A 26,198-nucleotide genomic window follows, 5' to 3' on the forward strand; every position below is an offset into this window, starting at 1 on the left:
TCCATATTGTATGGGTATGCGTCATATCATTCTAATGGATATTAGAATGGGTTAATAACACGATGAGTAGTAGGAATATATATGAAAAAGTTAGCAATTGCTGTCTCCCTGGCCACAGTATTGGGTTCTGTTAACCTTGCTCAGGCTGTCTCAACAGGTACCATTTACTTTAATGGTGAGTTGACCGCCAATACCTGTGATGTTTCGGTAAATGGTCAGGGAGCAAACGCAACTGTCGTATTGCCAACAGTAGGTACTAACCAGTTGACTGCTGCAGGTCAAACCGCTGGGCGTACTAACTTCAACATGGCTTTGACTAATTGTTCGGGTACGTTGCAAACCGCATCTGCCTACTTTGAAGCCGGTTCTTCTGTTGACTTGGTCAATGGCCGTCTGAAAAATACCACCGGTACTGCCACTTTAGTGGCTCTGCAACTGCGTGATGGTTCAAGTGCTTCTCAAGCCGTGATTAAGGTGGGTGATTCCAGCCAGAGAACCAATACCACTTATTTAAGTATTTCAAGCGGTAGTGCAGTTCTGCCGTACGAGGTTGAATATTACGCCAATGGGCTGACTACCGCTGGTACGGTAGTCAGCAGCGTTGTTTATTCAATTCAGTATATGTAACAGAACTTCGGGGGAGGCGGTGTCCTCTCCCAATCTTCAGGAAGATATCATGATATTTCCCTTGTGCAGTATTCGTCAATGGTGTGGGCTGGCTGTAGTTGCTTTATTCAGCACCAGCACGCTGGCCAGCGTGGTGATCAGTGGAACACGCGTAATCTATCCTTCTGATGCCAAGGAGGTCAGCGTTAAACTTAACAATGTCGGCCCTGCTCCTGTCCTGGTTCAGAGCTGGATTGATAAAGGGGACCCCAATGCCAAGCCATCAACTATCCAAGTGCCGTTTGTGTTAACCCCGCCGATGAATCGTGTTGACCCAAATAAAGGGCAGACACTACGGATAAGCTATACCGGGGAGCCTCTCCCCATGGATAAAGAATCCGTATTCTGGCTCAATGTGTTGGAAGTGCCCGCTAAAGATAGTGTCGTGGTGGCGGAAAACCGCCTGCAGATGGCCTTTCGCTCACGCATCAAGCTGTTTTACCGGCCGGTCGGGCTACAAGGCAATGCCCGCGATGCCGCCAAAGCGCTAACCTGGAGTTCACAGGGTAATCGTATTCAAGCTTCAAACCTCACGCCCTACCATGTCTCTTTGTTGAGTCTGACACTGAATGGTAAGAAAATTGAAGGTGCGATGATAGCACCTCGTGAAACCATGACGTTCAATTTATCGGGGCAGGCAGGAAATACACTTTCTGGCAATTTTGTCGATGATTATGGCGCAATCAATAAGTTCGAAAGCATTATTCATTAATGACAATCAATCCGGAATCTTTGATTTAAAATAGCACCGTTGTTATTTAAGGGATGCGTTTTTGAAGGGATGTCTTATGTCAAAAGATTTGTATTATAATATCCAAAATAGGTTATCTCCTTTGGTTATGGCTATCCTATCTGCTCTTTTTGCAGGTAGCGCCATGGCTGAAAATGAGCTCATCGACGCTAGTAAGCCAGTGAATGCCGCAAAGAATGTTGAGTTTGATCCCTCATTCCTGAACATTGATGATAATAAATCGGTTGATCTCAGCCGCTTTGCCCATGGCGCCGCGGTGTTACCCGGCGTGTATAAAACCATTGTCTATGTTAATAATCAATCGGTTAGCAATAGCAATGTTGAATTCAAAGCTCGGCCAGATAAATCGGTTTATCCCTGCCTGACCCGCGAGCTGATTAAGAATATCGCTTTTAATTACGAAAAATTACCTAAAGATTTTTTGCATACGTTAGACAACGCAGAGCAATGTTTAGATTTACAGCAGAAACTGCCAGAGGCACAGGTTAACTTCGACAGTAATGAACAGCGTCTGGATATTCTGATTCCCCAAGTCTATATGCTGAACACTGCCCGCGGTACCGTTAGCCCGGAATTATGGGATAGCGGCGTACCCGCATTGTTATTAGGTTATAACGTAAATGGCTACACCAGCGAATCGCAGGGGGATAGCTTTAACTCACTGTTTGCTGGGGTAAACGCGGGGCTGAATGTCGGAGCCTGGTATTTACGCCATAATGGTTCGTATAACCGGATAAGTGACGGTTCAAACAAATACAGTAATATTAATACCTATCTACAGCGTGATATTCCATCACTTAAGGGGCGGGTATTATTAGGGCAGTCAAATACCACTGGGCAACTGTTTGATACCCTGCCGTTTTTCGGTCTTCAACTGGCCAGTGATGAACGGATGTTGCCGGAATCTCAACGCGGTTATGCCCCGGATATCCGCGGCATTGCGCGCACCAACGCCCGTGTCACCGTGAGCCAAAGCGGCCTAGTGTTGTATGAAACCACGGTTCCGCCGGGAGAGTTTCTGATTAATGACTTGTACCCTACCGGTTTCGGTGGTGATCTTGATGTGACGGTGCGTGAATCGGATGGGACGGTGCAAACCTTCAGAGTCCCCTATACCTCGGTGGCGCAACTGTTACGTCCCGGATCATCCCGCTATTCCATCACAGCGGGGGAATTGCGCAGTGATAATCTGCGTGAAAAGCCAGCCCTGTACCAGGCCACTTATCAGCTTGGCTTGACTAACATCATTACGGGTTATGGGGGCCTGCAGGCCAGTAAAGACTATTACGCGTTGCAACTGGGTGTCGCGACAGGCACCCCGATTGGGGCGGTAGCCTTCGACGTGACTCAAGCGCAGACACGTCTCGAGGGTAATAGCAATGACAGTGGGCAATATTCATCGGGTAATAACTACAACGGTCAAAGTTATCAGGTGAGCTACAGTAAACTGATTAGCGAAACCAACAGTAACTTGTCGCTGGCAGCCTACCGCTTTTCCACTGATGGCTATATGGATTTTATGACCGCGATGCAAGTTCGTGATGCAGTGGCACAGGGAGATTCACCAAACTCAGTTTCAAGAGCCAAAAACCGGCTGACAGCGACTGCCAGCCAAGGCTTGCCAGAGGGATGGGGGCAGTTGTATATCACCGGTTCGGTGCAGAACTACTGGAACAAAGACGGCAACGATAAACAGTACCAGGTAGGATACAACAACCGTTACAAAAACCTTTCGTATGGTTTCAGTATCAGCCGTAGTTTTTCCAGCCTCGGCACGGCTCAAACTAACTATCTCTTGAGCTTCAGCATACCGTTGGGGAGTTATAGCCAGATCCACACGCCGCAACTGCGCCTGGATTTATCCCATGACAGTAGTGGTCGTTACGGTCAGCAGGCCAGTGTCTCTGGTACTAGCGGAGCGGACAACCAGTTCAGCTACGGTGTGACGGCGATGAACGCTAACCAAGGCATGGGAGCGAGTGGTTCACTGAGTGGCAACTACCGTTCACCGGCAACTGCACTGAGCGCGACTTATAGTACCGGTAAAGGCTACCATAGTGCTTCCGCCGGGATAAATGGGTCGGTGGTTGCCCATTCTGGTGGCGTGACCTTTACACCTTACAGCTCCGATACTTTTGCCTTGATTGAGGCTAAAGGGGAGGAAGGTGCCAAAGTATCCTCGTATCCGGGGGTGACTGTGGATTCGCATGGTTACGCTTTGGTGCCTTACCTGAATCCCTACCAGATGAATGAGATCAATATTGATCCTAAAGGTACGTCAAATAATGTCGAGCTAGAGAATACCAGCCAGCAAGTGGCACCTTATTTTGGGGCCGTTGTGAAGGTGAAGTACAACACCAAGCAAGGGACACCTATTTTGGTGAATGCTACCTATCAAGGGGAAGCGTTGCCCTTTGGCGCTAATGTTTTTGATGATCAGGGCAATAGTGTGGGCTCGGTAGGCCAAGGCGGGCAGTTATACGCGCGTGTAGCGGAAGATACAGGGCGACTGCAGGTGAAATGGGGTGATGGCAATGAGATGCAATGTAGCGTGGCCTATAGGCTACCATCAGGAACTGCCGGAAATCCAGCGAGCAAGTTAGTCCGTTTGACCCGCATCTGTACCAGAGAGAATCAATAGGGAGCGATAGAATGAAATTAGCATGGTTATCAAGTATTCCTCCGATACGATTACCTTGGGGAGGCCATACATTGGCGTTGGTCTTGTGCCTGTTGTTGGGTTCGGCGACAGCCGTGCAAGCGGCTGTCACCTGTAATATCAATAATCCACGCGCTGATGTAACGCCGCTGGCACCGGGCAATTTATCCATATCCGGCGGGTCAGAATTGCCGCTGGGGACTGTCCTCTATCGCTTTCGCTGGTCTTCATCGCCATTAACCATTACCTGTAGTGGTGGGGATGTCAATAGCACGGTACCAATACAGATAGTCGGGCAGGTGTTTTCTGCTCCGCGGCCACTGTCCCAATGGAATGGTTCGCCCTATGCGGGTGCGGTTTATAGCACCGATGTTGCTGGTGTGGGGGTTGCTACCTGGAAGGGCAGTAGGCCGATCGTTTATGGTTCACCCGTTGTTTTAGCCACATTTCTTGTTTCTCAAGAAGGAACTCTTAATGTGACCGGGACCTCGGTATCTCTCGATTCCAGCTTGATCAAAATAGGGAATGTAGCGCCAGGGAATTACACCATTAATGGGGCGGATTTACCCACGATTGGTGTTTCCATTGCTTCGCCGGATGGCAGTGCCAATATTTATCCCTCATCTAGCATTCAGACCAGTTTCACTGGTCAGTTGATGGTGACACAACCCACTTGCATCACGCCTGATGTGAATGTTTCCTTGGGAACGTACGATGTTAGCAACTTTAATGGTATTGGCTCTGCGACACCCTGGGTAAATGCCACCCTGACATTAATCAATTGCCCTATCTTTCAGGGTTATTATAGTCGTGATAATCCCGTGGATGTGAACCCAGTCAATGCGCCTGGCCCTGACAACAATGAGATAGGGCTCATGCTTACCCCCTTGAATGCGATTATTGATGCGAATAACGGGATTATGGCCGTAAGCTCTCTGACTGCAGACAGTGCAGCCAGCGGAGTGGGTATTCAAATTAGTCAAGGAGCGTCCGATAGACCTCAGGCACCGTTTAATTTTAACAGTGAAGTCACATATACACTGACTACGACAGGGAGCGGGCTGCTGACGATTCCGTTGTCAGCTCGTTACATTCAGACGGATAATACAGTGACGCCGGGGCGTGGCGATGGCAAGATGACATTTACGATTAATTATTATTAAGTAACAAGGGGCCTGATTCGCCCCTTGGTTTTTAATGAGATTGGCAGGGATTATTTCAACAGGTTATTAACCACCAATTCCTCAACATCTTTTATCCGCCCATGAAGTGTCGCTTTGGCGGCATACAGCACCATACCTGCCGCTTGACCGATTTCAATGGTCGGTGGCATGACCAATTCCATGGGGTTGGTATGGACATCCAATAATGCGGGGCCCGTGTGAGCGAGGAACGTTTGCACGGCCGATTCCAACTCTGACAACTGGGTCACTTGCTGGCCATAAAAACCAATCGCTTCAGCAACTTTGGCAAAATTCGGGTTTTGCAGATGGGTGTAATTATCTAATAGCCCTTCTGTTTTCTGTTCCAGCTCAACAAAGTTGAGGGAACTATTATTGATAACCACGATTTTTATCGGCAGTTTTTCCTGTATCGCGGTGAGCATATCGCCCATTAACATACTGAGCCCGCCATCACCGGAAAGCGAGATCACTTGACGGCCAGGGTAGGCTTTTTGCAAACCCAGCGCCTGCGGCATGGCATTCGCCATGGTACCGTGTAACAAACTGGTCAATGTGCGCCGCTGGCCATTACTGTGAATATGGCGTAACAACCACACCATGGCAGAACCTCCATCGGCAGTGAATAACGCATCTTCATTTGCGTATTTATCGATCAGGTGCACCAGATGTTGCGGATGGATCAGCGGGCCTTTACCGGCGCTTTCTTCCTTTTGCCGGCTTTCTAACGCACTTTGGCGATGTTTCAGACATCCTAGCAGAAACTGGTCATCGCTATTTTGCTTCAGCAGCGGTAACAGTGCCGATAAGGTCGGCACGATATCCCCGACGACGGCAACATCCACCGGGTGCCGGCGGCCAAGGTGGCAACCATCGCGGTCTATCTGAATTATCTTGGCATTGGCAGGATAAAACTGTGACCAGGAAAAATCGGCCCCCAGTAACAGCAGGGTTTCACAGCTATTGAGCATGTTAAAACCAGATTTAATGCCGAATATCCCAGTCATACCCATATTGAACGGGTTGTCATATTCAACAAAATCTTTGGCACGGGAGGTATGCGCGATGGGGGCATTCAGCTTTTTGGCTAGGCTGATTAATAGGTCATGGGCACCTTCACAACCCGCTCCGGCATAAATGCCGATTTTTTTGCCTTGATTAAGTAGCGCCGCAATTTCTTGTAATTCAGGTTCTGCAGGTAACAATACCGGGCTCGGGTGATGCACTGAAAAATGCAACGCCTCTTTGACCATGGCCTGGCTGATATCCACAGGCACTACCACAATAGCGACACCGCGTTTGTTGAGCGCTGTCTGGCAAGCTTGCGTCATGATCCGTCTTGCGGTTGCTGGGTTGATGATGGTTTCACAAAATACTGAACAAGATTGATAGACCGAGCTGAAGTTCACTTCCTGCGGGAATTCAGAGCCGATTTGCGTGCTAACAATTTGGCTGGCGATCAGCACCATCGGGGCTTTGTTACGTTGGGCCTCAAAAATGCCATTGATAAAATGCAGGCTACCCGGTCCACAAGAACCAGCACAGGCGGTGAGTCGGCCACTGATATAAGATTCTGCCCCAGCAGCAAATGCGGCAGCCTCTTCATGCCGCACATGTACCCATTCGATAGTGCTGCGCGATAGGGCATCAGTCACATAATTGAGTGTATCACCCACAATGCCATAACAGTTTTTGACTCCAGCTTCTTCAAGCACTTCAACAATAATTTCAGCAACTTTTTTTGTAGTCATCTCGAGCATCCCTATTATTTAAGCGAACATGCAGCGGGTTTGAGGACTTAGAGTGGTACAGCAACTTAGTTTCTATGAATGGTTACTATTATGGTCGATTTTCAGTGCAGGCGATAAGTCACATCGCCTGTACACCATGCACTCTTTTACACCGGTTGTCACTCAGGCCGCGCCGCGTAAGTGATACTCCTCTCGTGATAACAGCATGGCGAGCTTTCGGATATGGTGATAGGCATAAAACAGCCAGTGCTGATTGCCTTTACAGCGGACATAAGCCCACTGTTCATCGGTTTCACAGCAGATAACGATTTCTACCCCTAGCTCAACGTTTTGTGCTACCTGATGCGGTGCGAGTTTTTTAGATGACGGAGAACGGGGTTGAGATTTATTATCCGCAGTACCCTTGCCGTATCGCAGCATTCAGAGCCGAATAGTTTGAGGATATCGGGTTTAGCCCCGTAGTAGCGATAGTGGAGCTGAAAGGTCTCCAGACACGGGTTACAGGCCCCTGAATGGAATGACCGTTTCGGATAACGCCCTGAGTTTCAGAGCAACGGGGACAAACCACATCAATTTTTACCATCAATCATCCAAAGGGCAAAAATTACAAAAATACCAAGTCTGCATTACGAATCGATTTTCAATACGGTAATTCAATTGGTTACTGGTTTAATACGACAGAACCTCATCAGCTAACCCACGCCTTACCATCATGACTGAGCGTTGTACTTATTATCTGAATTTTCGAGATACCTATGGTATCACTCATAGATATTCCATATAATAATATAAATACCCATCACTATTTTTGAGGTATAAAATGAACAGCCTGTATTACTTGGATACATCGGGATTGAATTTCCTAGCAGATAAATCATGTGATTTCGAATTAATTGAAAAGTTAAAAGAAAATCTCGGCATTGAATTATATTTATCCCCAGTGACCTTATGGGAAATATTGCTTACTAGAGATGAGGGGCGTCGTGATTATTTGATATACTGGGCGCAATTCAACTGTGCCCCTAAATTAATAAAGTCACCTACAGAGATACTATTATCCTATATTTTATCTGGGTGCCCTAGTAGTGATAAATTATCATTCAGGAAACAACCGTATACCACCATCGATATGGGGAGAACATGGACAAACATCCATAAAGAAATCAGTAAAAATATCCCTATAGATTCCAAAGAGATAAGGTATATCACAGAGCAACATCGTCAATTATCAAAAAAATTAAAAAAAATAATAGGCGACATGTGTTGCATCAAAGATGACTCTTACGATTATGAAAAGGATATGTTCCACGTTGCGATGATTAATGTATCAAAAAAGTTAAATCTCAACAATGACACTATCAATGAGCATCAGCTAGTTTATAAAATTTCACTTGTTTTTATTTTCTTCTTTCTTTGTATTGGTTTTGATATCCAAAAACCTCCTCTTGTTTGTTTTTGGAAAGATAAAAAAATAGATGATATAGTCGAGCGTTTTGAACATATTCTAGAAGAATACCCTTCATTGATGATAAGAGGGCCGGTAGTTGAAATGGCATTAATGGCTAAAAATCAATTTTCCATGGAGAATAGTAATAGTAGGGGGCTTATCCATGACTGTATGCATGCTTTATACTGTTACTATATGGATTATTTGATTACTGGAGATCTGCATTTTTCAACGTTGCGTAATGAAGTGGGTAATGTTTTTTCTAATGTTTTACTAACCTCAGAGTTAGAGGTGTTATATAAAAAAACAATGAAAAAATTAATATTAAATAAGAGACTATCCCAATAGGTTTTTTCCGGACGATGATGCTGCAAGTACAATGCAGCATCGCCTCATAGTTCTAAACATTCTGGTAAAATATTCAATGTTTTGCTTCGTAATAAAAATAGCATCCATGCTCGATATCCTCTTCATACATTCCAGCTGGTCGCGGGTTATCAGGGGCCACGCCTTTGGCCCCTGATTCGGTCGCAGGCACAACCAGTTCATGGGATGAACCACATGAGGCGACCGAAATCTGCCACGATAAGAACAGATATATGGGGCTACCATATTCCATTAATCTTAACGTAAAGTTTATTAAATTCCAGACAATCAACTTATCCCACCCATCCCCCTTCGCAAACACGATTGTGACCCCGCTCTCTCTTTGGGGATTCTAGTGTTGACCTTTATATTCATTTTTATGAATATAAAATCAATACCGAGAAAAATGACAAAATGAACCATAAATTTATAAAAAAAGAGGGCATTGCCCAGTCGTTTCTGGCCCGTTATCTGTTAACCGAACAGCCAGGTAACCGGCTGAAAACCATCGATGCCTTGGCGAAAGAGAGCGACTTATCGGTCGGGCTGATGCAGGGCGCGTTAAAGAGCCTGGAGCAGGCGGGGGCGATTGGCATTGAACGCCGTGGGCGTAATGGCAGCTTTATTGTTACCGCTGACCAGAAGGTGCTGCTGAAACATGCCAATATCGGTAATGTGGTTTGTGCGATGCCGCTGCCTTATACCCGTATTTATGAAGGGTTGGCCAGCGGTTTGAAAGCCCAGTTTGCCGATATCTCTTTTTATTTTGCCCATATGCGTGGTTCGGATGTCCGTATCGAGTGTTTGCTGAATGGCCTTTACGATTTGGCGGTGACCTCCCGATTAGCCGCAGAAAGTTACGTTAAACGGCAACAGGTGCAGGTGGCGTTGTCCTTGGGGGAGCACAGTTACACTGAGCAGCACCAACTGATTTATCGGCGCGGTGAACGGGACACCATCCGCAAAGTGGGGATAGACAGCGCCTCTGCGGACCAGAAAATCATGACCGCCGCCTTTTTTGCCGGGCAGCCGATCACGCTGGTGGAGATCTCTTACCATGAGTGCCTGAAGCAGATTGTTAGCGGTGATATTGATGCTGCCATCTGGAACGTCGGCCATGATGATGATTTGACCCCACTGGGGTTGGTGACTGAATCCCTCCGTGGTGATGAGTGTTTTACCAGCGCGTCAGAGGCGGTGATCCTCACCCGGCCAAATGATGTGCAAATGCAGCAGTTGTTACACACCCTGGTGGATCGCAACCGGCTGTTACAACACCAGCAGCATGTGGTTGCTGGCGATATTAGACCTGTGTATTAAGAGATAACCATTATTGAGGAATAACCGTGGAACAAAGATTACAACTGCTCTGTCTGGGTGGGGTGATTGATAGTGAGGTGCGTGATGGCATGCTCAAAGTGCTGGATGCGCTGGAGAACCGCTGGTCAATTACGGTGCGCAATGATCAGGGGATTATGGCGCTGACCCATATGGCCAGTGCGTTAATGCGCTCCAAGCAAGATGTGGTGATTCAGGGCTTGGATGAAGAACTGCTGCAAGAGATCCGCGAGGCAGAATGTTATCCGCAACTGCGGTTAATCCATCAGGATCTGTTACAAGTTTCCGGTCATCAAGTACACCCTAATGAAGAAGGTTACTTGTTGGCTAATCTCTATAGTTTATTACAGCATAGTTTATTGCAGCGGCAGGAGCAGGGTGAGCACTAGCGCACTGTTTTGTGATTTAAATATTCACATTAATGAAAATTAAACAGTGACGACCATCAGGGCTGCAGAAGGGAAAATATGTTTATTAATGCACTGCAAAAACAAAACCCCCGGCTGATTGATGCCGCCAGGGCGTTATGGGCTCAGGGGCTGATTTCACCTGATACCTATATCATTGATGTTGATAGGGTTATCGCTAATGCCCGTCTGCTGCTGCAAACCGCTCAGGCCTGTGGCATGGAACTCTATCTAATGACCAAGCAGATTGGTCGTAACCCTTGGTTGGCGAAACGCTTGGTGGCATTGGGTTACCGTGGCGTGGTGGCGGTGGATTTCCGTGAGGCACAGCAGCTTGCTGCTGCCGGTGTGCCGCTGTGTCACGTTGGGCACCTGGTGCAGATCCCCGATAACTTGATCCCGCAAATATTGGCGCAGCGCCCAGAGGTGATCACGCTGTTCTCGCTGGAAAAAGCGGCCAAAATTTCGGCACATGCCCAGCAGTTAGGGATGGTTCAGCCGGTGATGTTGAAGGTCTTTGCCGAGGGAGATATGCTCTATCCGGGGCAGGAAGCGGGTTTTGCATTGGAACAATTGCCGGATGTCGCGGCACAAATCGCGGCGATGCCAGGGTTAGTATTGCAAGGGGTGACTCACTTCCCTTGTCTGTTGTGGGATCCGCAATTGCAGCAAACCTTACCCACTCATAATCTGCAAACGCTGCTGCGAGCCAGCCAGCAATTGCAGCAAAGCGGTGAGGACATCAAGCAGATCAACGCGCCTTCTGCCGCCAGTTGCACCACCTTGCCGCTGTTGGCACAACAGGGGGCGACCCATAGCGAACCGGGCCATGCGCTAACTGGCACCATCCCCGCCAATATTACTGGGGAACAGCCAGAGCAGATTGCCATGCTCTATCTCACCGAGGTTTCCCATCATTTTGCTGGTAACAGCTACTGCTATGGTGGCGGCTACTATCGCCGTGGGCATCTCCAGCAGGCATTAGTGGCCACTGATGAAAACGGTTTATGGCAGCGGGCAACAGTGCAACCGCCGGATGATTCAAGCATTGATTATCATATCGGTTTATCCGGGGTTTACCCCATCGGTAGCCCGGTGGTGATGTGCTTCCGTACCCAAATTTTTGTTACCCGCAGCGATGTGGCACTGGTGTCCGGTGTTGCCAGCGGCGAACTGAGGCTGGAAGGGATCTACGACAGCCTGGGCAATATGAAGAAGGGGAACGCCTGTGGCTAAGTTTCTGGTGCTGGTGATTGATAGTTTCGGTATTGGTGCCATGGACGATGTGGCACAGCAGCGGCCACAGGACCTGGGGGCCAATACCTGTGCGCATATTTTGCAGGCCAACCTGGATGTTCGTCTGCCGATGTTGGAGCGCTTGGGGTTGATTAATGCATTGGGTTTTCAAGCCAATGTGATGCAACCCAGTGCCAGTGCGTTGTTTGGCCGGGCCAACCTGCAGCATGAAGGGGGGGATACCTTTATGGGGCACCAGGAGATTATGGGTACCCGGCCGCAAGCGCCACTCTGTATTCCTTTTTCAGCGGTGATTGATCAGGTTGAAGCGGCGCTGCAACAGGCGGGCTATCAGGTGGAGCGCAAGGGGAACCCACTGCAATATCTGTGGGTGAATGATGCGGTGGCCGTGGGGGATAATATCGAAGCCGATCTGGGGCTGGTATTTAATCTCACCGCTAACCTGACGCTAATCCCGTTTGATCAAGTGAAAAAAATGGGCCGCATTGTGCGTGAGCAGGTCAAGGTTGCCCGGGTGATTGCCTTTGGTGGCTTGATTGGAGATAACCAGCGCATTCATCAGGCGGCGGAGAGCAAGCAGGGTCAATATATCGGCATCAATGCTCCGGCCTCCGGTGCCTATGAAAACGGCTTCCAAGTGCTGCATATGGGGTACGGCGTCAATGCGGCGGTGCAGGTGCCAGAAAAACTGCATCAGGTGGGTATCAGCACAGTATTGATTGGGAAAGTCGCCGATATTGTGGAAAACCCTCACGGCACCAATTATCTCGATCTGGTGGATAGCCAGACGATTTTAACCATCACGCTGGCGGAGCTGCAAAAGCCGGGGGATTGTTTTATCTGCACCAATATTCAGGAAACCGACCTTGCGGGGCATGCCCAGAGTGTCGAGCGTTATCTTGACCGTTTACAACTGGTGGATCGCTATCTGGCGGACATCTTACCGGCCATTGGCGAGGGCGACTGCCTGATAGTGACCGCCGATCATGGCAATGATCCGACCATTGGTCATAGCAAACACACCCGGGAAAGGGTACCGCTGCTGGTTTATTCCCCAGGGGCTCCCACGGGGGATTTTGGCTTGCGTAGCAGCTTGGCTGATATTGGTGCCACGGTGTGCGATTTCTTTCACGCCCCGGCACCACAACATGGCAGCTCATTCTTACCGCTGATCCAGCACGATGATTCACTCAGGAGCCCCTTATGAGCAGCACAACCTGGATTGATAGCAGCGGTTACACCTATGTGCATGAGCATCTGCATATTGACCTTTCTGGTGGCAAAAACGATATCGACTGCAAGTTGGATCAATATGAGCTGATTTGCCAGGAGATGCGTGAGCTGTTTGCCCTGGGGGTGCGCAATATTGTCGAAATGACCAACCGCTATATGGGGCGCGATGCCGAGTTTCTCCAGGCGCTGATGCGTGATAGCGGCATGAACATTGTCGCCTCCACCGGCTATTACCAGCAGGCGTTTTATCCCGCTCATCTGGCACAACTGAGTGTGGAGCAAATTGCCGCTGAGATGTGCGCTGAGATTGAGCAGGGGATTGATGGCACTAGCATGAAAGCCGGTGTGATTGCTGAAATTGGCACCAGCCGGGGGAAGATTACCGATGAGGAGCGGCGGGTGTTTGCCGCCGCAGCACTGGCCCACCAACAGACGGGCAGGCCGATCTCCACCCATACTACCCTCAGCACCATGGGTTATGAGCAGTTACAACTGCTGAAAAGTTTGGGGGTTGCCGCCCAGCATATTGTGATTGGGCATTGCGACCTGAGCGACAATCTCGCCACCATTTTGCCGATTCTTGACCAAGGTGCCTGGGTGCAATTCGACACCATTGGTAAAAATAACTATTACCCAGACAGTAAGCGGGTGGCGATGCTGCAAGCTATTGCCGAACGCGGTCAACTGGGGCAAGTGATGCTGTCTATGGATATTACCCGGCGCTCGCATCTCAAAGGTAATGGTGGGATTGGTTTTGCCTACCTGCTGCACACCTTTGTGCCGATGTTGCTTGAGGCTGGTTTTTCGCAACGAGATGTGGATTTGATGTTACGTGACAATCCGGCGCGGTTTTTTAACTGATCGCTACTTACGCTGAATAAAAAAAGGGAAAACAGATGAAATTTGTTATTGGTGGCCAGATTGAAAAAGAAAAAATTGCTGATACGGTGCGCCGTCTGGCAGGCGATAAAGCAACATCCGTCAGCATTATGAATGATATTGAAGCGGCGATGAGCCTCAAAAGTGGGCAGGCGGATATCTATCTGGGTGCCTGTAATACCGGCGGTGGCGGTGCACTGGCGATGGCGATTGCCATTGCGGGGATGGATAAATGTGTCACGGTGGGTATGCCCGGCAAGATCCTGTCTGAAGCGGAAATTGTCGCCCATATCAAGGCGGGTAAAGTCGCTTTCGGCTTTACCGGTCAGGATATTGATGTGGTGGTACCGGTGATCATTAACACGCTGTTCCCTAACTGAGGTTTTAGCTATGGATCACTCATTTTTAATGCGGTTGATTGAGATCGACCCGATGAAAGCGGGGTTGTTGGCCGTGATTGGTGCGATCTCCGCCATGATGGCTAACCGCGGGATTGCGGTATTCCATGATGGTCTGCGCCCACTGATACCAGAATATCTGGAAGGGCGCATGAGCCGTAAAGCGCTTGCCGCCACCAGTTTTGCCCTGAGCTTCGGGCTGATTATTGGCTTCGGGCTGCCATTTTCCCTGGCGGCACCGATTATTCTGGTGCATAGCCTGCTGCTGGGTACTGACGTGATCGGTGTTTGGTGTGCGGATAGCCGCAAGGGATTGATAGCATCCGGTATTATTGGTGCACTCTATGCTATCGCCCTGATGACGGGTTTGCGTTCGGTGGTGGAGCTGTTCAGCCATATGCCGGTTAACTTTATGGATAACCTGGGCAAAGTCGGTGACCCGATTGTCGCCTGCTTTGCGCTATTCCCGGCCATTGTGGTGGGTTATCAGTATGGTTACCGTAAAGGGATTTGGGTGCTGCTGGCAACGCTGGTGGGGTATCTGGCAACACAATCTATCGGTAGCCTGAGCTTTGGTGGCCTGATTGCCAAACCGGTGAAACTGGATCCTAACGGCACTGCGTTGCTGCTTTCCATGTTGGCGATGTTCTATTTCGCCATGAAAGAGCGCCCGGCGCAGGTCGAAGGGGGCACCCAGCAACCCGGTGCCAATGAGATGCTGGTGGGGCTGTTTTCCAGCCGTATCGCCCGTATTCAAAAGAACAAATGGTTGCTGGTGCTCAGTGGCGGTTTGACCGCAGTGGCGGCCACCATGTCATTTAGTCTGTTGGCGGAAGGGCCGGTGTCGTTGCAATTGATGGCCCATGGCGAACAACACAGTGCCATGTTGGTGGCATTGGCCCGTGCTATCAGTTTCGTGCCTTTGGTGGGGATGACGGCCATTGCCACCGGTGTTTACAGCCCGGATGGTATGAAGTTTGTGTTTGTTGCCGGTCTTGCTACTAATAACCCGTGGATCGCCTTTGTTGCCGGTTGCGTCATTATGTTGATGGAGATCCAACTGCTGACCAAAATCGCCATCGGCCTGGATAAATACCCGGGTGTTAAAGCCTGTGGTGACCATATTCGTACCGCCATCACGCGGATGCTGGAAGTGTCATTGTTGGTGGGGGGGATGATTGCCTCAAACGCCATCCTGCCGGGAATGGGCTTTATGGTGGTAGCGGGTCTGTACTTGCTGAACCGCACCTCGAAACGGCCACTGGTTGAGATGGCGATCGGCCCGATTGCCACCATTATCGTCGGGATATTGGCGAATGTTATTCATATTGTCGGTCTTGGCTGATAGTACGTTGGCTGATAGTACGACAGTGCACAGAGGTGAATCATGATCAGAACGTTTCCGCTCACCAGTATGGATATGGAGCAGGCACAGCAGGCTCAGTTCCGGCTGGTGGATACCATTTGCCGGCATTTCCCAGGGGCTGAGTTTTTGACTCAGGGTGATTTGGGGCTGGCGCCGGGGCTAAATCAGCCGCGGATTACCCGGCAGGTTGAAGCGGTGATTGCCGAGTTTTTTTCTGCCGAAGCGGCGGCCTTGGTGAGTGGTGCGGGGACTGGGGCGATTCGCTGTGGCTTGGCGGCGTTGCTGAAAACCGGTGATAGCCTGTTAGTTCATGATGCACCGGTTTACCCCACTAGTTTGGTGATTGCCGAACAAATGGGGTTAAAGTTGATTCGGGCTGATTTTAATCAAGCGGAGCAACTGGCGGCAGCGGTGTGCGAGCACCGCCCAGTGGCGGCATTGGTGCAACATACTCGTCAGAAAATTGACGATAGCTATGAGTTGGCGGCGGTGCTCAGTCAATTGGATCAACTGGCTATTCCCACGCTGGTGGATGATAACTACGCGGTGATGAAGGTGGCACAGATTGGCTGTGAGTTAGGGGCGACGGTGTCCACTTTCTCCAGTTTTAAGCTGTTTGGCCCGGAAGGGGTAGGTGTGGTGGTGGGTAAGCAATCGGTGATCACCGCTATCCGTAACAGCATGTACTCCGGCGGTAGTCAAATCCAGGGGCATCAGGCGATGGCGGTATTGCGTGGCTTGACCTTTGCCCCGGTGATGCATGCGGTTCAGGCGCGGGTGAATGAGGAGTTGGTGCGCCGTTTGAATCAGGGTGAAATTCCCCAGGTCAAACAGGCATTTCTGGCTAATGCACAATCCAAGGTGTTGCTGGTGGAATTTCACCAACCCATTGCGGCAGCGGTGCTGTCACATGCCCAGCTGTTGGGGGCGTTGCCTTATCCGGTAGGGGCTGAATCCAAATATGAGATCCCGCCGCTGTTTTATCGCGTCTCTGGCACTTTCCGCCAGTCAGACCCGACGCTGGAACAGCGGATGATCAGGATTAACCCCAATCGCAGTGGTGCGGATAGCATTATTCGTATTCTGCAGGAGAGTTGCCAAGTCGTCTGTTGAGATTCCCTATGCCATATATAGGGGCGCTAATTGTGCCCCTATAATCCAGAGATATCGGGCAATACTCAAAGAACCGAGCTCACTTCAAGCACTAGGGTGGTGGAAGTGATAGCACTCCGCCCTGCTTACTATTAAGAACAGCGAGCTAGATGATCTGCGGCATAATTTGCTGGCAGGTGATCGCGGTACGGTTGTTATCAATGATTTCAAATACCGCATCTAACATGGCCGGGACATCTTGCCTGACCATTTCAATTTCGTGATCCAGCAGTGCCACAAACGGGTCCCAGTCAAAGCAACCGATCAGCGGGTGTGGCGTACTGCTGCCTGATGCATCCAGCCATTTCACCACCCCTTCCAGCGAGATTGTCGAGTTGACGAATAAACCATAGATAGGCGTGGTGCTTTGCGCCATCCACTGGCTGAGGGCGGTTTCCGCTTTTTCAGCCGCATAACCGCAGGTGAGAATCTGCTGTTTATCGACCTCCAGATCTAACTCCCGGTGCGCATCGGTGAAGCCCCTGAGCCGCTCTTGAGTGTTGTGATCAGTGCCACGGCCACCAATAAAAACAAGCGGTTTGGCTGTGCCGTAGCGCTTGCGGCAGTGGGTGAGTGTGCGGCGTGTCAGCTCCTTGGCCCCAGCATAGTTATCAGAAATCACCGAGGGAGCCAGTTTGCCGGGTAAATCGAGGTTAATGGAGGGCACGCCAAGGGATGCGCAGAGTGTGGTGATCTTATCCGGGTCAGTGGCACCGGTGGCGATTAGCCAGTCCACCTGGTAAGAGAGCATGGTGCGAGCGGCGGCAATTTCTAATGCTGGGTCGCGTTGGGTACAGGTGATAATCGGGAATAATCCGCGTTCCCTGGCCATTACCTCAAAGCGTTCGGCAATAGAACCGAAGTAGCGGTTATCGTATTTGGGCACGATCATGCCGATAATCTTTGATTTCTCGCTACGCAGCAGGCTGGCTTGTTTATTCAGCGCATAGCCTTGTTCCTCAGCGGCACGGGTAATCTTTTCTGCCAACTGGGCACTGATACGGCGTTTTTTCCAGTTGCCGTTCAGCACGGAACTCACCGCTGTTGGCGATACCCCCAGCAGTTCAGCCAGATCATAAATAGTGGTTTTTTTGCTTTTTCCCCGTTGCGTCACGCTGTGTTCTCTTTTTAGTTCACTTGCGTTAGGTAGACTGACAGCAAAATCAAGGGGAGGCAACTTGATTGAATCAACAGAGATAATGGGCGGGTTTTGGTCGCAGGAACTAAATAACCGCAGCTTGCGCTGAAAGTGAGAGTGGTGCAGGTTAGCCGACCGTTGAGCGCAGGGATGCGCGATACGAGCCCCCAGGGAGGGGTTCACGGCGTGTCGGCGTTCCGCATCACTCTCACTGAACTAGAGCACGAAATTGAGCGGTATTAAGAGCAGTTATTTAACCTTCATAAGATAAAAAACATTGGGCGACCGAAACTTTCCACTGTCGGACCCGATATTAAGGGGTCATTGCCCATAATAAGCATTAGCCCCATGTTTACGTAGGAAATGCTTATCAAGCAGAGTACGGGGAAATGACACTGGCTGAGTGGCCAATTTAGTCGTCCACATATTCATATAGGCGATCTCTTCCAGCACCACGGCATTATGCACCGCGTTATCCGGGTTAGAACCCCAGGCGAAAGGGCCATGACCCTGCACCAGTGCGGCGGGGATCGCTAATGGGTCGATATTCATCTCGCGTAGCGTTTCAATAATTACCTGCCCGGTATTGGCCTCGTAATCCTGAGCGATCTCTTGGTCAGTCAACGGGCGCGTGCAGGGGATGTCACCATAAAAATAGTCGGCATGGGTGGTGCCCATGGCGGCCAATGGCAACCCCGCCTGGGCCCAAATGGTGGCGTGCCGCGAATGGGTATGGACAATTCCCCCCAGTGAAGGATAGGCGCGGTAGAGAGCCAAATGGGTGGCGGTATCTGATGAGGGTTTATAATCCCCTTCAACGACGTTGCCACTTTCCAGATCGACAATAACCATATCGTTCGCAGTCATTGTCGAATATTCAACTCCTGAGGGTTTTATGACGACCAACCCTTGTTGACGATCAATACCACTCACATTACCCCAGGTAAAAGTGACCAGGTGATGTTTTGGCAAAGCCAGGTTTGCCTCAAAAACAGCGTTTTTAAGTTCAGGTAACATGATAAATTCCAGAAATAAAATTTTTAATTTAAGAAAGCACGGTGATATTTATTCTCTAACCACGCTTTGGCTTGTTTAATACGATTAAAATCTGTGCCGTCATTTTTCGCCCACATTTCAATTAGCCAGGCACCGCGATAATTAAGCGCATGGAGTGTGCGGAATACCTGATCAAAATCGACGCAACCCTCACCAAAAGGGACATCACGGAATTGCCCTAAAGAAAAAGGGGAAACTTGTTGGGTATCTTTCAAATGAATAGCGGAAATTTTATCGATGCCTTTGCTTAATTCGGCGGCAACATCATTATTCCATGCGCTTAAGTTGCCGACATCCGGGTAGACACAAAACCATGGGCTGCGTATTTTGCTCTCTAAATCTAGCCAGCGTGAAATATTACTCATAAACACGGTATCCATGATTTCTACTGAAAGCATGATTTGTGCTTTTGCCGCTTCAGCCACTGCCCAGTGGATCCCTTCAATAAACAGTTCGCGAGTTTGTGGGCTACTGGGCTCATAATAGACATCGTACCCTGCAAGCTGAATATTGCGGATTCCCACCTGACTGGCAAATGCCAGTGCATCCAGCATTAAGCTACGGGCTTTTTCACGTGTTTCTGGGTTGATACTGCCGAACGGGTAGGCTCGATGGACCGATAAACAGAGGCTCGGTACATCCATGCCGCTATTGATTTTCGCTGCGACAAATTCCAGCCGCTCATTGCGGCTCCAGTGTAATCGGGCTTGCCGATGGGGTTTTTCATCCACTGACATTTCAACAAAATTAAAACCGAGGTTGGCAGCCTGGTCAAAACGCTCGGCCCAACTCAGGTCATCAGGGAGCGCTTTTTCATAAATACCTATTTTGGGTGTCATTTTACCGCTCCTACCTGTGATAAAGCGTCTGCCACTTGCAAGTAGCGGCTATAACCTTCGCGCAATTGCTGGTGGCGTTGCTGGTCAGGTTCAAATATCACCACTTCAGGTTGAGTTTGGGCGATCGCTTCACTGAAGCTGGCATAGACACCTTTGCCCACTGCGGCACATAACGCGGCTGCTCGGCAGCCAGCTTGTTCGATATCCACCACTTCGAGAGGCAGATTGGCGGCATCAGCGTACATCTGCGTCCATTTTTTCGACTGGCTGGGCCCACCGGTAAAACGGATTTTATTGATAGCCGGATTGAGGGCGATAATCCGGTCCTGGTGCACCAGATGAGAGAAGGTAATGCCGCGATAAATAGCGGCGAGCACATCTTTTTTGGTGTGATGACCACTTAAGCCAATTAACCCACCTTGCAGATCCATGGCTAAATTTGAACCAAACAGATAGGGCAGGAAGACCAGGTTGCTATCACTGCTTTCCCCAATCCACTGTTCAAATTCTTGATAGCAGTTGGCTTGGTCGCTAAAGAATTGTTTTACAAACCAGCTTAAATTGCTGGCAGAGGTTGGGCTGCCTTCATGAACAAAATATTTGTCCGGGATACAGTATTTCCCCCAAATATAGGGGTAGTCACTTTCGACAATACGGTCGGTAACTGAGGTGGCAATGCTCCAGGTTCCGGCTACCGCACTTAAGGTTTTATCATCATCAATGCCGGAGGCGATGGCTGATGAAACCACATCAAAGAAGCCACCAAAAACTGCGGTACCGGTGCATAATCCGCTCTCTTGTGCCGCACTCGGGGTTACATAGCCGACACAATCTGTGGAGTTGACCACCGGGGCGGTTTTATCCACCACTTCAGGGATGCCAAATAACGCCATCATGTCGCTGTCGTAACGCGAAGTGAGTTGATTATAAAAATTGCTGCCAGAAATATTGGTGATTTCTGCATTAACTTCGCCAGTAAATTTAAAGCGGATATAATCATGCACCATCAAAACAGCATCAATTTTATCGTAATTGGCGGGTTCATGATCTTTCAGCCAAGCTAGTAAAGAGACCGGGTGCCCGGTCCATAACTGCTGTAAACCTTTAGGGTAGGCCTGTTTATCGATGCCGGTCTGATACCATTTTTTTACATAATCAAGTGCCCGAGTATCGGAAGAGATAATACCGTTGCGCACTGGCGTGCCATGTTTATCAATGGAATATAATCCTTTGCCGTGAGAGGAGAAGCTAATGCCTTTAATACTGTCGGCAGCTACCTGGCTTTGTTCAATCACTGTTCTCACCACATGGCAGACCGTTTGCCACAGTTCATCCATATTGCGTTCGGTAAACCCAGGTTGTTCTGACAGAACCTCGGCGTACTGTGCGACCACATGCACCTCGTTACCTTTTTCGTCATAGATGCCCGCTTTGGTCACCGTGCCACCAATGTCGATCCCGATGAAATTCATTATTTTTTCCTTAATTGGATGCTGTTAGGAAAAAGCGTGATTAACGCCGACTGGAGCTAATAAAGGTCGCACCCCAAATAATCAGGCCTTTAACCAAATATTGAACATAAGGTGAAATACCTAACAGATTAAGGCCGTTGTTCAGTACACCGAGCATCATGGCACCAATCAAAGTACCAATAATCATGCCCCGACCACCGGCAATGGACGCTCCCCCTAATACCACGGCAGCAATCGCATCAAGCTCAAAGCCAACGCCAGCATTGGGCTGACCACTCATCACCCGGGAGGTAAAGATCAACCCGGCGAACCCGGCAGTAAAACCACTGATGACGTACACCATCAATTTATAATAATTAACCCGTAAGCCACTCAGCCTGGCGGCTTCTTCGTTGCCCCCCAGTGAGTAAACATAACGGCCAAAAGGCATATGGTTGAGTACGATATAGAAAATGATATACAGCAGTGCCATCAACACGATGGGAACCTGGATACCGAAAATATATTCCCGCCCCCAGAAGGCAAAGGAATCCGGCAGACCGGCGATGGGATAACCTCCGGTGTAAATCAGTGCTAACCCTTTGGCAATAATCATCGCCCCCAAGGTAACGATGATCGGGGGCATTTTCCCATAAGCAGTTAAAAAGCCATTGAGGAAACCAAATGCGACACCGGCCAGTAATCCAAGCGAAATGGCCATCCAAGGGTCAAGGCCATAGAACTTCATTAAGCCAGCCATTAATGTGCCACATAAGGCCATCACTGCACCCACTGACAGGTCAATCCCCCCAGTTAAAATGGCGAAGGTCATACCAATAGCAATAATCGCGTTAATCGACACTTGGCGTGCAACGGTAGATAAGTTTTCAATGGTAAGGAAATAGTCATTAAATATCGACATACAGCCGAATAACAGTACCAAGCCAATAAAAGGTAAGAAGGCCGGGGTTTTCATTAATCGAGCCATCACCCCAATTTGTTTATGGGGTTTGACGATATTCTCAGTAGAAACATTGATATTACTCATTTTTACTCCCTAAATAATATTACCGGCGGCATGTAACATGATGCATGTCGAATTGATATCATCGCCTTCCAGTTCAGCGGCGATACTGCCATCACGGAAAACCATTACCCGGTCGCTGACCCCAATAATTTCCGGTAACTCAGATGAAATCATGATGATAGAAATCCCTTGCTCCGTGAGTTTGCGCATGATCTGATATATTTCTGACTTGGCGCCAACATCAATACCCCGTGTGGGTTCATCGAAAACAAGAATGTTAATGTCATGATTGAGCCAGCGAGAGATCACCACTTTTTGCTGGTTACCACCACTTAATGTGCCGACCATGGTCCAGGCATCGGGGGTTTTCACCCCTACATGTGAGATTAATTTATTGGTGGTTGCTAACTCTTGTGAGTCGTTAATCAGTAAACGGTGCAGCGAATGTTTATTCAGCCAAATATTATCTTTAACTGAAAAGGGCAGAATGAGCCCCTGTGTTTTACGGCTTTCCGGTAATAGACCAATCCCCAGTTTTAATGCCTGGGCGGTGGAATTAATGGTGGTCGGTTTACCATACAAGGTAATGCTCTTATTAAAGCATTTATCGGCCCCGGTCATCGCCAGAATAGTTTCACTACGCCCTGAGCCGACCAACCCCGCCAGACCTAATATTTCCCCTTTGCGTAACGTCAGCCGGTTCTGCGGGCTGTCATTGGTGAGTTGAATTGCAGCATCCAGGATCACTTCCCGCGGCCCCAGGGTGCGTTTTTCTGGATAAATATTCGCAACCTCACGGCCCACCATCATTTGAATCATGGTGGCAATATCGACATTATCTACTTGGGCGGAACCAATATATTGGCCGTCACGCAGGATACTCAGGTTGTCGCAGATCTCATAAATCTCTTCCAGATGGTGTGAGATAAAGAACATCCCCACCCCTTTGGCTTTGAGATCTCGCATCACGCGGAACAGGTGTTCGGCTTCACTGGGGGTTAAGGTGGCGGTAGGTTCGTCAAGTACCAGAATGCGTGCCTCCAGTGACAAGGCTTTGGCTATTTCAACGAATTGCTGCTCGGCAACACTGAGATGACAGATTTGCTCATCGGGATTGAGCGTAACACCCAACTCATTAAAAATTCTTAGCGCTTCCTGACGCATTTTTTTACGATCAAGTAAACCAAAACTATTGGTTATTTCACGGTTCAAGAATATATTTTCGTAGGCATTCAAGTAAGGAATTAAAGAGAACTCCTGAAAAATAATCCCCACCCCGGCGCGAATAGCATCACGATAATTTTTAAAGTGTTGCTCTTCATCGTTGATAAAAATAGCGCCACTATCTGGTTGATAGATACCGCAAAGCACTTTCATTAATGTTGATTTACCGGCACCATTTTCACCGATCAGCGCATGAATTTCCCCACGCTTTAGCGTTATGTTGATATTATCAAGCGCTTTTACGCCGGGGAACGCTTTACTTACGTTCTTGATCTCCAGTAAATTCATGACACATATCACTCCGTCAGAATATACTCTTCATAATTCAAGTTTTAAGTTGCCCTGGTGTTGGCGATACTATTCACTTGAATTATTCAGAGTGTGGATTTTATTGCCTTAATCTAATTTTTTTATATAAGGCTGCGAGTGGCTCGCAACCTTATTGGGTATGACAGACAATGTATTAATTACCAGTGGAAATCTTTAGCATTGGTTTTGTCGATCAGTTTAACATCGACGGGAATAGTGGCTGGGATATTAGCACCCCAATATTTAGCCAGTGCAATGCCTAAACCAATGCGCACCTGATCACGTGGGAATTGCGCTGCGGTGGCAATAAACGGCGTGTTACCTTTGGCAATTTCAGCCACAGCTTCTGGTGAACCGTCAACACTCACCAGTTTCACATCACGGCCAGCAGACTGAATCGCTGCCAATGCGCCCAGAGAGCCGACATCGTTCACGCTGAAAATACCGTTCAGGGTAGGGTTGGATTGCAGCATGTTTTCGGTGACACTCATGGCGGTATCACGTTCTTGTTTGCCATTCAGCTTAGTCAGGATTTTGATATCGGGATGCTTTTTCATCGCCGCTTCAAACCCGCGCACACGCTCAAGGATCGGGACTACCGGGATGCCATCCAGAATGGCGACGTTACCTTTGTTACCTAATGCAGCAGCCAGGCTTTCACCGGCAATAAAGCCAGCATCGTAGTTTTTGGAACCGACAAAGGAATCAATCGGGCCGTTGGCTTGTGCATCAATGGCGACGACCACTACCCCGGCTTTTTTCGCGGCAAGGACGGCAGCTTCAGCGCCAACACTATCGGCAGGGTTAATTAACAGGATATCGATTTTTTTCTGAATCATATCTTCGATATCACTGATTTGCTTGGAGACATCGTGCGCCGCATCAGCCGTATATAATTTGGCATTGATATCGTTGGTGGCTGCCTCAAGGGACTGCTTCATGGTGACAAAGTATTCGTTGTTTAATTCTTGAAATGACATACCCACAGTTAATTGTTTGGCATTGACCCCTGAAATTAACCCCAGGGACATTAAGCCGACCAATAACGTTTTGCATTTAAATTTCTTGAACATGTAACTTCTCCTTATATCACTACGCGGTATTGAGTTTATTGTTGTCGCTCTCGATAAATGAGAGCTTGGTTGTGTACCCTTCCTTGGGCTGATTGAACAACTTACGGGTTTATAACGACTTTGATGGAATCCAGTGATTTGGCCATATCAAAGGCTTGCTGCCATTCATCAATCGGGTAGAAGTGAGTGACAATGCCTTCAGCGGTCGCCAAGCCACGGCTGAACAGGTCAATCGCCACGTCATAACTGTAAGGGCCCAGGTGAGCACCACGAATATCCAGCTCTTTACGGTCGCCGATAATTGACCAGTCAACGGTGGTTTCTTTACCAAATACGCTGAACTCAACGAAACGCCCTAACTTGCGGATCATTTCCAGCCCTTGGGTGACACCTATGGGGGCGCCAGTGGCCTCAATATAGACGTCACAGCCGTAGCCTTCGGTCATGGATTTGACCAGGCTGACGGCATCTTCTTTGGCTGCATTGATAACCACATCAGCACCAAACTTTTTCGCCAGTGCCAGGCGGTCTTCCATGGTGTCGATAACGATCAGCTTTTTCGGTGTTTTCAGGTGGGCGATCTGTACCATACACAGGCCCAGTGGCCCGGCACCGGCGATCACCACCACGTCGTTCAGGTCGATATCACCGCGACGCACGGTATGAATGGCGCAGGCCATCGGTTCGATCAGTGCCGCATCGGCTTCGGATAAGCTATCTGGAATGCGGTGAATAATGGCCCGCTCAGAGAAGCGCATATATTCCGCCATCGCACCGTCTGCCACGTCTTTCTGGAAACCGTAAATATCATGAACTTCACACATCCAATATTTACCGGTTTTACAGAAACGGCACTCATTGCAAGGCACAATCTGCTCAGCAAGAATACGGTCGCCAATTTTCAGTTTATGTTTTTCAGCAGCTCCTGGGCCTAATTCGGCCACGCGACCATAAAATTCGTGGCCAGGCACCACCGGGGTTTTTACCCAAGGATCATCCCCCCAAAACATCGGCGCGCCATCATTGGCTTTACAGTCACCGGCGCAAATCCCACAGCCATCGACTTTTATAACCACTTCTCTCTCTTTTGCCACTGGGCGGTTAATTTTTTCAAAGCGATAATCTTTTGGACCATGACATACAACCGCTTTCATATTTTCAGGTAATTTTTCCATAGCAAGCCTCTTGTCCACAGATGACATTTTATTTAGCGAATGAATGGGCTATATA

At 48.9% G+C, this 26,198-nt stretch carries 22 protein-coding genes and 1 pseudogene; 13 read left to right on the forward strand and 10 right to left on the reverse strand.

Annotated features, from left to right (window positions below; translation table 11 throughout):
- The first annotated feature begins 81 nt into the window (after positions 1-81).
- The 4 genes from AC2A06_RS01145 to AC2A06_RS01160 all read left to right on the forward strand — a co-directional run bounded on the left by AC2A06_RS01145 (position 82) and on the right by AC2A06_RS01160 (position 5,239).
- On the forward strand, positions 82-627 hold the full coding sequence (locus tag AC2A06_RS01145) for a fimbrial protein (protein ID WP_473195793.1): 546 nt from the start codon (positions 82-84) through the stop codon (positions 625-627).
- A 49-nt stretch (positions 628-676) separates the two neighbouring features.
- Positions 677-1,378, forward strand: coding sequence for a fimbria/pilus periplasmic chaperone (locus AC2A06_RS01150; RefSeq protein ID WP_484379084.1), 702 nt, complete (start codon positions 677-679; stop codon positions 1,376-1,378).
- Positions 1,379-1,541: 163 nt separating this feature from the next.
- Positions 1,542-4,058: a fimbria/pilus outer membrane usher protein gene (locus AC2A06_RS01155; protein ID WP_484379085.1), complete on the forward strand. Its 2,517-nt coding sequence runs from the start codon at positions 1,542-1,544 to the stop codon at positions 4,056-4,058.
- A gap of 11 nt (positions 4,059-4,069) precedes the next feature.
- Positions 4,070-5,239, forward strand: coding sequence for a fimbrial protein (locus tag AC2A06_RS01160; RefSeq protein WP_484379086.1), 1,170 nt, complete (start codon positions 4,070-4,072; stop codon positions 5,237-5,239).
- A gap of 50 nt (positions 5,240-5,289) precedes the next feature.
- Here AC2A06_RS01160 and AC2A06_RS01165 read toward each other — a convergent pair whose 3' ends face one another.
- Together AC2A06_RS01165 and AC2A06_RS01170 are read right to left on the reverse strand one after the other, a co-directional pair.
- Positions 5,290-7,008 (reverse strand): thiamine pyrophosphate-dependent enzyme, encoded by a 1,719-nt coding sequence (locus AC2A06_RS01165; protein ID WP_484379087.1) that lies wholly within the window; start codon positions 7,006-7,008, stop codon positions 5,290-5,292.
- A gap of 213 nt (positions 7,009-7,221) precedes the next feature.
- Positions 7,222-7,591 (reverse strand): annotated as a pseudogene (locus tag AC2A06_RS01170) (IS1 family transposase); the annotation flags it as partial.
- 237 nt (positions 7,592-7,828) lie between these two features.
- Between AC2A06_RS01170 and AC2A06_RS01175 the strand changes: the two are divergent.
- From AC2A06_RS01175 to AC2A06_RS01215, 9 genes are all read left to right on the forward strand, one after another.
- Complete coding sequence (locus tag AC2A06_RS01175; RefSeq protein ID WP_484379088.1) at positions 7,829-8,803, forward strand: hypothetical protein; 975 nt, start codon at positions 7,829-7,831, stop codon at positions 8,801-8,803.
- Positions 8,804-9,235: 432 nt separating this feature from the next.
- Complete coding sequence (gene yhfZ, locus AC2A06_RS01180) at positions 9,236-10,141, forward strand: GntR family transcriptional regulator YhfZ (RefSeq protein ID WP_484379089.1); 906 nt, start codon at positions 9,236-9,238, stop codon at positions 10,139-10,141.
- Between the two features lie 26 nt (positions 10,142-10,167).
- Positions 10,168-10,548: a PRD domain-containing protein gene (locus tag AC2A06_RS01185; RefSeq protein WP_484379090.1), complete on the forward strand. Its 381-nt coding sequence runs from the start codon at positions 10,168-10,170 to the stop codon at positions 10,546-10,548.
- 78 nt (positions 10,549-10,626) lie between these two features.
- Positions 10,627-11,802: a YhfX family PLP-dependent enzyme gene (locus tag AC2A06_RS01190; protein ID WP_484379091.1), complete on the forward strand. Its 1,176-nt coding sequence runs from the start codon at positions 10,627-10,629 to the stop codon at positions 11,800-11,802.
- On the forward strand, positions 11,795-13,030 hold the full coding sequence (locus AC2A06_RS01195; protein ID WP_484379092.1) for a phosphopentomutase: 1,236 nt from the start codon (positions 11,795-11,797) through the stop codon (positions 13,028-13,030). The genes AC2A06_RS01190 and AC2A06_RS01195 overlap by 8 nt, the downstream gene beginning before the upstream one ends.
- Complete coding sequence (locus AC2A06_RS01200) at positions 13,027-13,917, forward strand: phosphotriesterase-related protein (protein WP_473195763.1); 891 nt, start codon at positions 13,027-13,029, stop codon at positions 13,915-13,917. Before AC2A06_RS01195 ends, AC2A06_RS01200 begins: the two co-directional genes overlap by 4 nt.
- 35 nt (positions 13,918-13,952) lie before the next feature.
- Entirely contained in the window at positions 13,953-14,315 is a 363-nt protein-coding gene (locus AC2A06_RS01205; protein WP_473195762.1) for a DUF2620 domain-containing protein, read from the forward strand.
- Positions 14,316-14,325: 10 nt separating this feature from the next.
- The gene (locus AC2A06_RS01210) at positions 14,326-15,678 is read left to right on the forward strand and encodes a YhfT family protein (protein ID WP_484379093.1); all 1,353 of its coding nucleotides are present in this window, start codon (positions 14,326-14,328) and stop codon (positions 15,676-15,678) included.
- Between the two features lie 45 nt (positions 15,679-15,723).
- Positions 15,724-16,812 (forward strand): aminotransferase class V-fold PLP-dependent enzyme, encoded by a 1,089-nt coding sequence (locus AC2A06_RS01215; RefSeq protein WP_484379136.1) that lies wholly within the window; start codon positions 15,724-15,726, stop codon positions 16,810-16,812.
- A 145-nt stretch (positions 16,813-16,957) separates the two neighbouring features.
- Here the strand turns inward: AC2A06_RS01215 and AC2A06_RS01220 are convergent, their stop codons facing one another.
- From AC2A06_RS01220 to AC2A06_RS01255, 8 genes are all read right to left on the reverse strand, one after another.
- Positions 16,958-17,965 (reverse strand): LacI family DNA-binding transcriptional regulator, encoded by a 1,008-nt coding sequence (locus tag AC2A06_RS01220; protein ID WP_484379094.1) that lies wholly within the window; start codon positions 17,963-17,965, stop codon positions 16,958-16,960.
- A gap of 345 nt (positions 17,966-18,310) precedes the next feature.
- Positions 18,311-19,006 carry an L-ribulose-5-phosphate 4-epimerase gene (gene araD / locus AC2A06_RS01225; RefSeq protein WP_484379095.1) on the reverse strand — a complete coding sequence of 232 codons (696 nt, stop codon included), beginning with the start codon at positions 19,004-19,006 and terminating at the stop codon, positions 18,311-18,313.
- A 23-nt stretch (positions 19,007-19,029) separates the two neighbouring features.
- Positions 19,030-19,884, reverse strand: a complete 855-nt coding sequence (locus tag AC2A06_RS01230) for an L-ribulose-5-phosphate 3-epimerase (protein WP_484379096.1) — start codon at positions 19,882-19,884, stop codon at positions 19,030-19,032.
- Positions 19,881-21,356 (reverse strand): FGGY-family carbohydrate kinase, encoded by a 1,476-nt coding sequence (locus tag AC2A06_RS01235; protein WP_484379097.1) that lies wholly within the window; start codon positions 21,354-21,356, stop codon positions 19,881-19,883. The genes AC2A06_RS01230 and AC2A06_RS01235 overlap by 4 nt, the downstream gene beginning before the upstream one ends.
- Before the next feature lie 40 nt (positions 21,357-21,396).
- On the reverse strand, positions 21,397-22,323 hold the full coding sequence (locus AC2A06_RS01240) for an ABC transporter permease (protein ID WP_051791322.1): 927 nt from the start codon (positions 22,321-22,323) through the stop codon (positions 21,397-21,399).
- 69 nt (positions 22,324-22,392) lie between these two features.
- Positions 22,393-23,874: a sugar ABC transporter ATP-binding protein gene (locus tag AC2A06_RS01245; RefSeq protein WP_484379098.1), complete on the reverse strand. Its 1,482-nt coding sequence runs from the start codon at positions 23,872-23,874 to the stop codon at positions 22,393-22,395.
- 179 nt (positions 23,875-24,053) lie between these two features.
- Positions 24,054-24,968: an ABC transporter substrate-binding protein gene (locus AC2A06_RS01250; protein WP_484379099.1), complete on the reverse strand. Its 915-nt coding sequence runs from the start codon at positions 24,966-24,968 to the stop codon at positions 24,054-24,056.
- 101 nt (positions 24,969-25,069) lie between these two features.
- The gene (locus AC2A06_RS01255; RefSeq protein WP_023492630.1) at positions 25,070-26,143 is read right to left on the reverse strand and encodes a zinc-binding dehydrogenase; all 1,074 of its coding nucleotides are present in this window, start codon (positions 26,141-26,143) and stop codon (positions 25,070-25,072) included.
- Between the last annotated feature and the right edge of the window lie 55 nt (positions 26,144-26,198).

It is taken from the genome of Serratia sp. HNCC26DJ244 (assembly GCF_057180565.1).